This window comes from Agromyces sp. NPDC127015 (assembly GCF_042725165.1).
Lineage (GTDB): Bacteria > Actinomycetota > Actinomycetes > Actinomycetales > Microbacteriaceae > Agromyces > Agromyces chromiiresistens.
Map to the genome: position 1 here is coordinate 156,328 of NZ_JBHXDI010000006.1, position 13,224 is coordinate 169,551.

General features: G+C 70.8%; 10 protein-coding genes. 1 reads left to right on the plus strand and 9 read right to left on the minus strand.

Features of this window, described 5'->3' with window-relative positions:
* Window positions 1-74 precede the first annotated feature (74 nt).
* Window positions 75-755: a hypothetical protein gene (locus tag ACFWGP_RS18155; protein WP_231430819.1), complete on the plus strand. Its 681-nt coding sequence runs from the start codon at window positions 75-77 to the stop codon at window positions 753-755.
* 2 nt (window positions 756-757) lie between these two features.
* On the opposite strand, the gene ACFWGP_RS18160 is transcribed toward ACFWGP_RS18155, so the two are convergent.
* From ACFWGP_RS18160 to pepN (ACFWGP_RS18200), 9 genes are all read right to left on the minus strand, one after another.
* A complete protein-coding gene (locus ACFWGP_RS18160; RefSeq protein ID WP_376931532.1) occupies window positions 758-2,407 on the minus strand; it encodes an FAD-binding dehydrogenase in 1,650 nt (549 codons plus the stop codon).
* 47 nt (window positions 2,408-2,454) lie between these two features.
* Complete coding sequence (locus ACFWGP_RS18165) at window positions 2,455-2,841, minus strand: globin (RefSeq protein WP_275506881.1); 387 nt, start codon at window positions 2,839-2,841, stop codon at window positions 2,455-2,457.
* A complete protein-coding gene (locus ACFWGP_RS18170; protein ID WP_231430821.1) occupies window positions 2,838-3,953 on the minus strand; it encodes a mechanosensitive ion channel family protein in 1,116 nt (371 codons plus the stop codon). The genes ACFWGP_RS18165 and ACFWGP_RS18170 overlap by 4 nt, the downstream gene beginning before the upstream one ends.
* An 11-nt stretch (window positions 3,954-3,964) precedes the next feature.
* Window positions 3,965-6,535 carry an aminopeptidase N gene (gene pepN / locus ACFWGP_RS18175; RefSeq protein WP_376931516.1) on the minus strand — a complete coding sequence of 857 codons (2,571 nt, stop codon included), beginning with the start codon at window positions 6,533-6,535 and terminating at the stop codon, window positions 3,965-3,967.
* 53 nt (window positions 6,536-6,588) lie between these two features.
* Window positions 6,589-7,302: a response regulator gene (locus ACFWGP_RS18180; RefSeq protein ID WP_376931517.1), complete on the minus strand. Its 714-nt coding sequence runs from the start codon at window positions 7,300-7,302 to the stop codon at window positions 6,589-6,591.
* Window positions 7,299-8,699, minus strand: coding sequence for a sensor histidine kinase (locus tag ACFWGP_RS18185; RefSeq protein WP_376931518.1), 1,401 nt, complete (start codon window positions 8,697-8,699; stop codon window positions 7,299-7,301). Before ACFWGP_RS18185 ends, ACFWGP_RS18180 begins: the two co-directional genes overlap by 4 nt.
* 10 nt (window positions 8,700-8,709) lie before the next feature.
* A complete protein-coding gene (locus tag ACFWGP_RS18190) occupies window positions 8,710-9,558 on the minus strand; it encodes an ABC transporter permease (protein ID WP_231430825.1) in 849 nt (282 codons plus the stop codon).
* Window positions 9,555-10,466, minus strand: a complete 912-nt coding sequence (locus ACFWGP_RS18195; protein WP_275506885.1) for an ABC transporter ATP-binding protein — start codon at window positions 10,464-10,466, stop codon at window positions 9,555-9,557. Before ACFWGP_RS18195 ends, ACFWGP_RS18190 begins: the two co-directional genes overlap by 4 nt.
* Before the next feature lie 117 nt (window positions 10,467-10,583).
* On the minus strand, window positions 10,584-13,154 hold the full coding sequence (gene pepN / locus ACFWGP_RS18200) for an aminopeptidase N (protein WP_376931519.1): 2,571 nt from the start codon (window positions 13,152-13,154) through the stop codon (window positions 10,584-10,586).
* Window positions 13,155-13,224: the final 70 nt, after the last annotated feature.

The following is a 13,224-nucleotide window of genomic DNA, read 5'->3' on the forward strand; positions in this document are numbered from 1 at the left end:
GGGCGGCCGCCGCCGGCGCCGTGGAACCCGGACCGCCGTGAACGGGCCCGTGCACTTGGTAGTTTAGACAGGAGATGGTTGAACGACTCACGCTCGCCGACAGCCTGTCGCTCGGCGATCTGCACACGTACCTGCAGCGGGCCGGCCGCGTCGAAGACGGGTCGGTGCGCCTCGTCGCGGGCTCCGGAATCCTCGCCGTCTACACCGCGATCCTCTACCCGCGCGGCATCCTCGACGAGAGCCCCACCGTGCTCGGCCTGCGCACCTTCGCCCTGGCCGACGACGAGGAGTTCGACTCGGTCGTGCCGATGCGCTCGCTCGTGGAGCGCATCGTGCGCGCCCGCGGGGAGCTCGCCGATGACGACGAGTCGCGACCCGTGTCGATGTCGCGCCCTCCGGAGGTGAACACCGTCACCTGGGCCGGCATCTCGCCGCCGCGCGGCGGCTGGCGAGCGCTCGGCGAGGCGGATGCCTCGGTGCTGGAGTCCGCCGCACGGGCGGGTATCGACGAGGTTGCGAAGGCGATCCCGGAGGGCACCGGCGAGCAGCTCGTGCAGCGGGTGCGCTCCGAGGTGTGGGGGCGCGGAGTCGACGGGCTCGAGTACGTGCCGACCGGTGCCGCCTTCGCGGCGTTCAGCCTGGGATTCCTCGGCGACGACCCGGTCAGGCTCTTCGAGACGGGACCGTGGACGCGTCTCACGTCGCGGCGCGGGCACGTGCTCGTGCGTCGGAAGCCCTGGACGCTGAAGGCCTGAGGTCAGCCCCGAGCGATCGCCCGCCCCGCCGAGCGACCGGTGAAGAGGCATCCGCCCAGGAACGTGCCCTCGAGCGCGCGGTAGCCGTGCACGCCGCCGCCGCCGAAACCGGCGGCCTCGCCGACCGCGTAGAGTCCGGGCACGGGAGCGCCGTCCGCACCGAGGGCGCGCGAGTCGAGGTCGGTCTGGATGCCGCCGAGGCTCTTCCTGGTGAGGATGTGCAGCTTCACCGCGATGAGCGGCCCGGCCTCCGGATCGAGGATGCGGTGCGGCGTCGCCACTCGGATCAGCTTGTCGCCGCGGTACTTGCGCGCGCCGCGGACGGCGATGAGCTGCAGGTCCTTGGAGAACTCGTTGTCGACCTCGCGGTCGCGCGCGACGATCTCGCGCTCGATGTTCGCCGTGTCGAGTTCGACGTCGGGGGAGAGGGCGCGCATGCCGTCGAACAATTCGTCGAGCGTGTCGGCGACGACGAAGTCGGCGCCGTGCTGCTTGAAGGCCTCGACGGGGGCGGGCGCGCCCGCGCGAACGCGCTGGGCGAGGAGCTTCAGGTCCTTGCCGGTGAGGTCGGGGTTCTGCTCGCTGCCCGAGAGCGCGAACTCCTTCTCGATGATCTTCTGCGTCAGCACGAACCACGAGTGGGCGTGCCCGGTCGCGGCGAGGTGCTCGAGCGTGCCGAGCGTGTCGAAGCCGGGGAAGAGCGGTACCGGCAGCCGGCGTCCCTCTGCGTCGAACCAGAGGGACGACGGACCCGGCAGGATGCGGATGCCGTGCAGCGGCCACACGGGGTCCCAGTTGGTGATGCCCTCGGTGTAGTGCCACATGCGGTCGCCGTTGACGAGCCGCGCCCCCGACGCCTCGGCGATGCCGAGCATGCGTCCGTCGACGTGCGCGGGCACGCCCGAGAGCAGGTCGACGGGCGGCTCGCCCATCCGCTCGGGCCACGCGGCGCGCACGAGGTCGTGGTTGCCGCCGATGCCGCCCGATGCGACGACGACGGCGGGGGCGCGCAGTTCGAACTCCCCGACCTCGTCACGGTTGGATGCCTCGCCCCGGGCCGCCTCGTCGGGCGCGAGCACGGCGCCGCGGACCCCGACGACGGCGCCCGACTCGACGATGAGCTCGTCGACCCGATGGCGGTGCCGGAACTCGACGAGTCCGGCCGCCTCGCCCGCCTTCACCCGGGCGATGAACGGCGCCAGCACGCCGGGGCCGGTGCCCCAGGTGATGTGGAAGCGGGGCACCGAGTTGCCGTGGCCGTACGCGGCGCCCGCGCCGCGCTCGGCCCAGCCCACGACGGGGAAGAAGCGGACGCCCTTCTCGTGCAGCCAGGCCCGCTTCTCGCCGGCCGCGAACTCGAGGTAGGCGTCGGCCCACCGACGGCCCCACTCGTCCTCCTCGCGGTCGAATCCCGCCGTGCCGAGCCAGTCCTGGCGGGCGAGGTCGATGGAGTCCTTCACCCCCATGCGCCGTTGCTCGGGGGAGTCGATGAGGAAGAGGCCGCCGAACGACCAGTGGGCCTGGCCGCCGAGGCTCGCCTCGGGCTCCTGGTCGACGATCACGACCCTGCGGCCGGCGTCGACGAGCTCGGATGCCGCGACGAGGCCGGAGAGGCCTGCGCCGACGACGATCGCATCGGGGTTGGGGGTGATTGCCACAGTGACTCCTTCGTCGCTTCGGGTGGGTGGCGGTGGGTCGATCAGTCGTCGAACGTGTTCACCATCGCGAACGCGGCCCGCTGCAGATAGTCCCACAGCGTCTCCTCGGCGAGCGGGGGGAGCTCGAGCGAGTCGACGGCCGTGCGCATGTGGGCGAGCCAGCGGTCGCGGGCGTCGGGGTTGACCTTGAACGGCATGTGGCGCATTCGCAGCCGCGGGTGACCGCGCTCGTCACCGTAGGTCGTCGGGCCGCCCCAGTACTGCTCGAGGAAGAGCTGCAGGCGCCGTGCGGCGGGCCCGAGGTCCTCCTCGGGATACATGGGGCGCAGCACCGGGTCGTCGGCGACGCCGCGGTAGAACTCGGCCACGAGCTTCTCGAACGTCGCGCTGCCGCCCACCTGGTCGTAGAACGACTGCAACTCGGTCATGCAGTGCCTCCGGTCGGCGGGGTGGGCGGTTTCGTCCGCGGGACGCGGGGAGCCTGGTTCTTCGGCTTCTTCCCGCTCGGCACGCTCGCGTCGGCGACGACGGCATTGGGCGCCGTGCGCGGGGGCTTCGCGCCTTTGACCCGGGTCGCCCCCTCGAAGCCGGTCGGCACGACGCTCGTGAGGCTCGGCAGCTTGACGCCCATCTCGTCGAGGGCGCGCTTCAGGCGCATGCGCAGTTCGCGTGCGACGTCGTCCTTCGCCGACGAGCGCACCTTCATGACGACGCGGATGACGAGCGCGTCGGCCGAGATCGACTCGAGGCCCCAGACCTCGGGCTTCTCCATGATGCGGCTGCGCCACTTGCTCGAATGGGCCATCTCGGTCGCCGCTCGCAGCAGTTCCGCCTCGACGGCGTCGACGTCGGCGTCGTAGGGCACCGCGAGGTCGATGATCACGCGTGCCCAACCCTGAGACATGTTGCCGACGCGCAGGATCTCGCCGTTGCGCACGAACCAGAGGGTGCCGTTGACGTCGCGGACGGTCGTGATGCGGATGCGCACCTCTTCGACGATCCCGGTCGCAGGGCCGAGGTCGACGATGTCGCCGACGCCGAGCTGGTCCTCGACGACCATGAAGAGGCCGTTGAGTGCGTCCTTCACGATGTTCTGCGCGCCGAAGCCGAGGCCGGCGCCGACCGCGGCGGTCAGCAGCGCGAAGGAGCTGAGGATCGCCGAGTTGATGGTGTTGACGATCAGCAGCACGACGACGACGAACAGGGTCACGTTGACGATGTTCGTGAGCACCGTGCCCAGGGTGCGGGTTCGCTGCACGAGCCGCACGGTCGCGAGCGGCGACGCCTGCAGGGCCTGGGTGTCGGTGACGTCCTGCTTCTTCTTGACGCCGGAGACGATCTGCTTGACGACGCGCTCGATCACGAAGTGCAGCACCCAGCGGATGAGCAGGGCGATCGCGATGATGAAGACGATCGAGATGAGCTTGCCGAGGATCTCGTCCCAGTGGGTGGCCCACCAGGTGCCGAGACCGGTCCAGTAGTCGACGTCGACCGGGTTGCCTTCGTCGCCGGTGGTGCGGAAGATCTCGAACCCGAACATGGTGTGCAAGTCTACTGAGCCCCGCCCGAGAGCTCGCTGGCATCGCGGGCGCGCGCGGCGAGCGCGCGGTCGAGTTCGGCGAGGTGCTCCGTGACCGCGCGATGCATCGATGCGGGCTCGGGGTGGCGGGCCAGCCACGTGCGGGCGAGCTCGGCGAGCTCGGCGTCGATGAGCGGGGTCGGGAACAACCGCTTCGACAGGATCGACGCCATGTTGTAGCTGCGGTCGGCCCACACTCCGGGAAGCGCGGCGAAGTACTCGTGCACGACCGTCGCGAGCAGCTCGGGGGAGTTCGTTCGGCGCCAGCCGTCGGCGATCGCCCGGGCGACGTCGTTGGAGAGGCCCTCGTCGGTCATCGCGCGCCGCCACGCGGCGTCCTTGACGGCTTGGTCGGGGCGGGCCGCCCGCGCGGTTTCCGCGAGCTGGCGACCTTTCGCGGTGTCGTCGGCCGCGAGCGCCGCGGCGATCTCGTCGTCGTCGCCCGCTCCGAGCGCCGATCGTGCGATGACGAGCTCCCAGCGGAGGTCGAGGTCGATCGCGAGCCCGTCGAGGGCGATCGAGCCCTCGAGCAGGCTCCCGAGGACGTCGCCGTGCGCGTCGGTCGACGCGAGGCCGGTGAAGGCCTTGACGAACTGCAGCTGCGCGTCGGAGCCCGCCGGTGCGAGTTCGGCGAGGGCCCAGATGGCGTCGCCCGCCTCGGAGGCGAGGCGCTCGCGGTGCTCGTCGGCCAGGTAGCGCGACACGGCGTGGTCGAGCCTGGAGAGCGCGAGCGAACGTGCCGAGGACTGCGTCTCGTGCCCGATCGACGCGAGCACGAGACGCACGAAGGCGGCCGCGGGCAGTTCCGCGTCGCGCACCGCATCCCAGGCGGAACCGAGCACGACGGCGCGGGCGACCGGGTCGGCGAGTTCGGCGAGGTGGTGCACCGCCGTGTCGAACGATCGTTCGTCGAGCCGCACCTTCGCGTAGGTCAGGTCGTCGTCGTTCACGAGCAGGAGGTCGGGCCGCGCTCTACCGATGAGCTCGGGCACCTCGGTCCGTGCGCCGTCGACGTCCAGTTCGGCGCGGAAGACCCGGTCGAGCCGGGACTCGCCGAGCTCGTAGCCGCCGAGCGCGACCCGGTGCGGGCGCAGCGTCGGATGCGACGAGGCCGCGGTCTGCACGATCGCCGCGTACGTGATGGTGCCCGAGGCGTCCGTCTCGATCTCGGCGCGCAGGGTGTTCACGCCGGCCGTCTCGAGCCACAGCTCCGACCAGCGTGTGAGCTCGCGCCCGCTCGCGGCCTCGAGCTCGTCGAGCAGGTCGCGCAGGGTCGCGTTGCCGCCCGAGTGCTTCGCGAGGTAGGCGCCGACGCCGCGCTTGAACGCATCGAGGCCCACCCAGGCGACGAGCTGCTTCAGCACCGAGGCGCCCTTGTCGTAGGTGATCGCGTCGAAGTTGACCTCGACGTCCTCGAGGTCGCCGATCTCCGCGACGATCGGGTGCGTCGAGGGCAGCTGGTCCTGCTCGGCGGCGTGCGTCTTCTCGTCGTTCGCGAACGTCGACCAGACGCCCGTGAACTCGGTGACCTGCGACGTCGCGAGCGTCGACGCCCACGTCGCGAACGACTCGTTGAGCCAGAGGTCGTTCCACCACTTCATGGTCACCGAGTTGCCGAACCACATGTGACTGAGCTCGTGCAGCACCACGATGGCGCGCTGCTCGCGGCGAGCATCGGAGACGCGCGAGCGGAAGAGGTAGCCCTCGTTGAACGTCACGGCACCGACGTTCTCCATCGCGCCCCAGTTGTACTCGGGCACGAAGATCTGGTCGTACTTGCCGTACGGGTACGGCACGCCGAACGCCTGCTCGTAGAAGCCCAGGCCCGCCTGCACGGTCGAGAACATCATCTCGGGGTCGGCGTACTGGGCGAGCGACGCACGCGTGAAGAGGCCGAGCGGCACGTCGCGGCCGTCGACGCTCGTGGCGCTGCCGCGCCAGCTCGCGTAGGGGCCTGCGATGATCGCGATGATGTAGCTCGAGATGACGGGGCCGGTCTCGAAGGCCCACGTCGCGACCGCGGATGCCGCGGGGCCGGCGACCGGCTCGGGGGAGGGCGCGTTCGACAGCACCGTCCAGTGCGCCGGTGCCGTGATCGTGAAGCGCACGCCCGCCTTGAGATCGGGCTGGTCGAACACGGCGTAGACGCGGTTCGCCTCGGCGACGGCGAACTCGGTGTAGAGGTACGTCTCGTCGTCGACGGGGTCGACGAAGCGGTGCAGGCCCTCGCCGGAATTCGTGTAGCGTGCGTCGGCGACGACGCGCAGCTCGTTCTCAACCTCGAGCTCGTCGAGACGGATGCGGGTGCCGTCGCTCACCGTGGCGGGGTCGAGGACCCGCCCGTTGAGCACGACCTCGTGCACCCGGTCGGTGCAGGCCTCGATGAAGGTCGAGGCCCCGGCCACCCCGGTGAACCGTGCCGTCGTCTCGCTGCGGAACGTCGCGCCGTCGCCCGTGAGGTCGAGCACGACCTCGTAGCTCGGGGAGCCGACGATCGCCGCCCGCTCCTCGGCTTCGGTGCGGGTGAGGTTGGCAGCAGGCATGGACGATCCCTTCGTAGCGATGGCGCCAAGCCAGCCTAGCGATGCACGTGGCGTCAGCCGTGCGCGTCGAGGAGGCCGGATTCGTACGCGAGGATGACGAGCTGCACCCGGTCTCTGGCACCGGTCTTCTGCAGCACTCGCCCGACGTGGGTCTTCACGGTCGACTCCGAGAGGAAGAACCGCTCGGAGAGCTCGGTGTTGTTGAGCCCCTCGGCGATCCCGACGAGGATCTCCCGCTCGCGCGCGGTGAGCGCGTCGAGCGGACCGGCCGGCGAGGCGCCGGCGGGGCGTGCCGGCTCCGTCGGCAGCTCGGCTGCGAAGAGCTCGAGCATGCGCCGGGTCACCCGCGGCGACAGCGTCGCCTCGCCCTCGTGCACCGTACGGATCGCGGCGACGAGTTCATTCGGCCGCACATCCTTCAGCAGGAAGCCGCTCGCGCCCGCGCGGATCGCGGCGAACGCGTACTCGTCGAGATCGAATGTCGTGAGCACGATGACGCGGGTCCCGGGATGGCTCGCCGTCACCTCGGCGGTGGCGGTGATGCCGTCGACGCCGGGCATCCGCACGTCCATCAGCAGCACGTCGATCTCGGTCGCGTCGGCGAGCTCGACCGCGGCGCGGCCGTCGCCGGCCTCGCCGACCACGTCGATGCCGGGCTCCGCGTCGAGCACCAGCCGGAATCCGGTCCGGACGAGCGCCTGGTCGTCGACGAGGGCGACGCGCACCGGCGCAGTCGGGGAAGCGGTCTGCGGTGATGCGTCGGTCATTCGGCGTCCTCGTTCGGGATCGTCGGGCGGTCGTGGGAGTCGGCGGAGCCGGGCCGTTCCGGGACTCCGGGGAAGCCCCGGCCATCGGTGGGCTCGGACGCGTCGTCACCGCGGTGAGGGGCCGAGGCATCCGTGGCCGGTCTGGGGTGGAGCGTCGCCCGCAGTCGCCAGCCTCGTCCATCCCGCGGGCCGGCCTCGAGCGAGCCGCCGTAGAGGGCGACGCGCTCGCGGAGGCCGGCGAGACCGCGACCGGCTCCGCGAGTGGACGGCATGGCATCGGTGGTCTCGGCGGGTGCGTCGTCGTCGACGACGACTTCGACGGCTCCCGGGGCGTATTCGATGCGGACGTCGACGTGGTGCGCCCGCTCGCCGTGGCGCAGCGCGTTCGTGAGCCCCTCCTGCACGATGCGGTAGATCGCCAGTCCGAGCGCGGGGTCGGGGGCGGGCACGCCGATCGTCGTGAGGCCCACGGGGAGCCCCGCGTCACGGAACCCGTCGACGAGCTCGGGGATCGCGGCGAGCCCCGGCTGCGGCGCCCGTTCGGCCGGCTCGGTGCCCGGCTCGGCGAGCACACCGAGCATCCGCCGCATCTCGCCGAGCGCATCCCGGCCGGTCTCGGCCACGCTCCGCATGACGTCGGCAGCCCGTTCAGGGTCGCGTGCGACGGTCGCGGCCGCACCGTCGGCGAGGGTCACCATGACGGTGAGCCCGTGCGAGACGATGTCGTGCAGCTCGCGGGCGATGCGGGCGCGCTCGGCGGCCGCTGCGAGCTGCGCCTGCTGGTCGCGCTCGCGCGCGAGGTCGTGGGCGCGGGCGATCAACGCCTCGAGGTAGCGCCGCCGGTTGCCGGTGGTGACGCCGATGAGCGTCGCGATCAGCAGTATCACGGTGTACTGCGACGATGCGGCGACCGGTCCGCCGGGAAACACCGCCGACGTCCACGCCTCGACGTACGAGCTGGCGACGGCCACGAGCACCGAGGCGCCGAAGCCGATCCACGCCGATCTCGTCGATCGGTAGACGCCGAGACCGTAGAGCGCGAACAGCATGGGGAAGATGTCGCTCTGGCCGAAGGGCGAGACGATGATGCAGACGAGCCAGGCGACGCCCATCACGAGCCAGGGCCTGGTTCGGCGGAACAGCAGCAGCGCGGCGCCGCCCAGTGCGATGCCGACCAGTTGCAGCACCGTCGACCAGAGCGGCGGCTCGGGGTCGTCGCTCGCCATCACGATCGCGGCGATGAACGTCGGGACGACGTACACCGCCGTGATCAGCGAGTCGGTCAGTCGTGGATGCCTCGCCCAGAACTGCCTGATCACTCCGGGCGGCTTCGGCAGACGGAGTTCTCCCCCGACCGCCGAAGCCGGGCGGCCGGGGGAGAACGGTGCTTCCGTCATAGGCAGGACTCTACGCGTCCCTGCGCTTCAGGAGCACCGAGGCGCCGGCGATGGAGACCCCCACCCACGCCAGCACGACCAGGAGGCTCTGCCAGGCGTTCGGGCCCACGATCGCCGAGTCCTCGGCGCCGATCGCCATGAACATCGTCATGCCCGACGACGACAGCAGGTACGGGATGGCGTCGTGCGCCCAGTCGGCCGGGATGAGCTGCAGCACCGTCGGCAGCAGTAGCAGCAGGCCGAGCACGGCGGCGATGCCACCTGCGCTCGACCGGATGATCGTGCCGACCCCGAGGGCGAACACCGCGACGAGCGCGAGGTACAGGGCGCCGCCGGCGAGCGTGAGGAGCGTGTCGGCGTCGAGCAGTTCGAGGTCGGTGCCGAACACGATCGTCGCGGTCAGGTATGCGCCCAGGTTGGCGAGCATGCCGATGACGAACGTCGCCACGAACAGCACGACGCCCTTCGCGGCGAGGGCGGGCAGGCGCTGCGGCACGGCCGTGAGCGTCGAGCGGATCATGCCGGTCGTGTACTCGCCGCTGATGACGAGCACGCCGAGCACGCCGACGACGAGCTGGCCGAAGTAGACGCCGAAGGTCGAGGCCTGCATCACGAGCTCGTGCTGCTGCTCCACGGGAGCGCCGTCGATGTCCATGCCGCCGCCCATGCCGTTCACCATGCTGAGCGACATGAGCAGCGCCATGCCGAGCGAGATCGCGATCACGATGAGGTACGACCAGACGGTCGAGCGCAGGCTCCGCAGCTTGATCCATTCGGACGAGAGCACGCCGCCGAACGTGAGGCGGGTCGAGCGCGCGCCCTGCGCGGGGTGCGTCGCGGTCGGGGTGATCGTGGTCATCGGACGGCCTCCGTACGGTATTCGACGGCGTCGGCGGTGAGGGCCATGTAGGCCTCCTCCAGCGACGCGTTCTGCGGGGTGAGTTCGTGGATGGCGAGGCCGTGCGCGGCGGCGAGGTCGCCGATCCCGGCCGCCTCGACGCCCGTGACCTCGAGCACGCCGGCTTCGGATCGGAGCACGGCGACCTCGGGCGCTGCGAGCAGGTCGGCGAGCTGCGACGCGTGCGGCGATCGCACGCGGACGCGGGGACGCGTGCCTCCGGCCACGATCTCGTCGACGGGCGCGTCGGCGATGATCTCGCCGCGGCCGAGCACGATCAGGTGATCGGCGGTCTGCGCCATCTCGCTCATGAGGTGCGACGAGAGGAAGACGGTGCGGCCTTCGCCGGCGAGGTGGCGGACGAACTGGCGCACCCAGAGCACGCCCTCGGGGTCGAGCCCGTTGACCGGCTCGTCGAGGATGAGGGTCGAGGGGTCGCCGAGCATGGCCGCGGCGATGCCCAGTCGCTGGCCCATGCCGAGCGAGAAGCCGCCGACGCGCTTGCGGGCGACCGACTCGAGGCCGGTGAGCTCGATGACCTCGCGCACGCGGCGCTTGCCGATGCCGTGGGTCGCCGCCATCGCGAGCAGGTGGTTCTCGGCTGTGCGGCCGGTGTGCACGGCCTTCGCGTCGAGGAGCGCACCGACCTCGTGGAGGGGTGCGCGGTGCGCGGCGTACGGCTTGCCCCCGACGGTGACGGTGCCGGCGCTCGGGCGGTCGAGGCCGACGATCATGCGCATCGTGGTCGACTTGCCGGCGCCGTTCGGACCGAGGAACCCGGTGACCTGGCCGGGCCGCACGGTGAACGTGATGTCGTTGACGGCCGTCTTCTGGCCGTAGCGCTTGGTGAGCGCGGTTGCGGTGATCATGCCTTCGACGCTACGGATGCGACCGCCTCCGGCGCATCGGCCGCGGGAATGGTTCGGGGCGGCGGCGGGTGGTACCGGGGTACCACTCGCCGCCGCCCCGGTGAGGCCGCGGTGCGACTACTGCGCGTCGCGCGCCTGCGCGGCGAGCGCGCGCTCGACACCGGCGACATTCTCGATCACGAGACGGCGCAGGGCCGGCGCGGCATCGGTGTTCTGGTCGAGCCAGGCGTGGCTCGCGTCGACGAGCTCGCGGTTCGCGAGCGTGGCGGGGTAGAGCAGCTCGACGAGCTTCTCGGCGATCGCGTAGCTGCGGGCCTTCCAGACCTCGCCGATCATGCCGAAGTAGCGCTCGATGAAGGGCGCGAGCAGCGACTGTTCGTCGGCGCGCACGAAGCCGGCGGCGGTCGTGCGGACGACCGAATTCGTCGCGGTGTCGGCGACGACGATCGAGTCCCACGCGCGCTGCTTGCCCGCGGCGGTCGGCAGCGCCGCACGGGCGTGCGCCGCCGACTCCTGGCCCGTCGCGGTCTTGTCGGTGGCGAGGCGGGCGTCGATCTCGGCATCGCCGGCGCGGCCCGCGGCGACGAGCGCGATGAGCAGCTCCCAGCCGAGGTCTGTGTCGATGTCGAGCCCGTCGAGCGAGATCGAGCCGTCGAAGAGACCGGCGAGGGCGTCGACCTGGGTGCCGGCCTCGGCGATCGCGGCGAACGACTTCACGAACTGGAACTGCGCGTCGCTGCCGGCCTCGGCCTGCTGTGCGAGCTGCCAGAACCCGTCGGCGAGCGTGCGGCGCGCGTCGGCGCGGTGCTCGGGTGCGACGTACGAGCTCGCGGCGAGCTGCGCGTTCGCGAGGATGATGCGCAGCGTCGTCGACTCGGTCTCGCTCGCGATGTTGCCGAGCACGAGGTCGAGGTAGTCGCTCGCGCTCGTCTCGGCGTCGCGAGTCGCGTCCCAGACGCTCGACCAGACCAGCGCGCGGGCGAGCGGGTCCTCGATCTTCGAGAGGTTCGCGATCGCGACCTTCTGCGATGCCTCGTCGAGGCGGATCTTCGCGTAGGCGAGGTCGTCGTCGTTGAGGAGCACGAGGTCGGGGCGAGCGAGACCCGAGAGCTCGGCGACCACGGTGCGCTCGCCGTCGACGTCGAGCTCGACGCGGTGCTCGCGCACCAGCTTGCCGTCCTTCAGGTTGTAGAAGCCGATCGCGAGGCGGTGCGGTCGGATGGTCGGGTAGTCGGGGTGCGCCGACTGCAGCACCGTGAACGACGTGATCGCGCCCGAGTCATCCGTCTCGATCTCGGGGCGCAGCGTGTTGACGCCCGCCGTCTCGAGCCACAGCTTCGACCAGCCCGACAGGTCGCGGCCCGAGGCGACCTCGAGCTCGGCGAGCAGGTCGGCGAGGGTCGTGTTGCCCCACGCGTGCTTCTTGAAGTACGCCGAGACGCCAGTGAAGAACGCGTCGATGCCGACCCAGGCGGCGAGCTGCTTCAGCACCGAGCCGCCCTTGGCGTACGTGATGCCGTCGAAGTTCACGAGCACGTCTTCGAGGTCGCGGATCTCGGCGACGATCGGGTGGGTCGAGGGCAGCTGGTCCTGGCGGTACGCCCAGCTCTTCTCCATCGAGTTGAACGTCGTCCACGCGTGGTGCCACTCGGTCGCCTCGGCGGTCGCGATCGTCGAGGCCCACTCGGCGAACGACTCGTTGAGCCACAGGTCGTTCCACCACTTCATCGTGACGAGGTCGCCGAACCACATGTGCGCGAGCTCGTGCAGGATCGTGACGACCCGGCGCTCCTTGATGGCATCTGTCACCTTGGAACGGAAGACGTAGACCTCGGTGAAGGTGACGCACCCGGCGTTCTCCATCGCGCCCGCGTTGTACTCGGGCACGAAGAGCTGGTCGTACTTCGTAAAGGGATAGGGCACGTCGAACTTCTGCTCGAAGTACTCGAAGCCCTGCTTCGTCTTCTCGAAGATGTAGTCGGCGTCGAGGTACTGCGACAGGCTCTTGCGGCTGAACACGCCGAGCGGGATGACGCGGCCGTCGCGCGAGATGAGCTCGTCGCGCACGACGTCGTAGGGGCCGGCGACGAGCGCCGTGATGTAGCTCGAGATGCGATGGGTGGGCTCGAACGACCACGTCGCCGTCGAGACGTCGTCGGCGCGGCGGCCCGACGGGTGCAGCTCGGGCTCGGGCGTCGGCATGTTCGAGACGACCTGCCAGTGCGACGGGGCCGTGACGGTGAACGTGAATGCGGCCTTCAGGTCGGGCTGCTCGAACACGGCGAACATGCGGCGCGAGTCGGGCACCTCGAACTGGGTGTAGAGGTACACCTCGCCGTCGGCGGGGTCGACGAAGCGGTGCAGGCCCTCGCCGGTGTTCATGTATCGCCCGTCGGCCTCGACGACGAGCACGTTCTGCGCTTGGAGGTTCGGCAGCTGGATGCGCACGCCGTCGCTCACCTCGGCCGGGTCGAGCTCGACCCCGTTGAGGGTGACCGAGTGCACGGTCGCGGTGATCGCGTCGATGAACGTCGAGGCGCCGGGCGTGGCCGCGTCGAACCGCACGGTCGTGGTGGTCTTGAAGACCTCGGGGCCGACGGTGACGTCGAGCACGACGTCGTAGTCGTGCACCGTGACGAGCGCGGCGCGCTCCTCGGCTTCGAGTCGGGTGAGGTTCTCTCCGGGCACGTGCGCTCCTTCGCAAGTATCGACGCGGCTCGTGGCCGCAGGCAACGCGTCCCAGCCTAGCCCTCGGGCC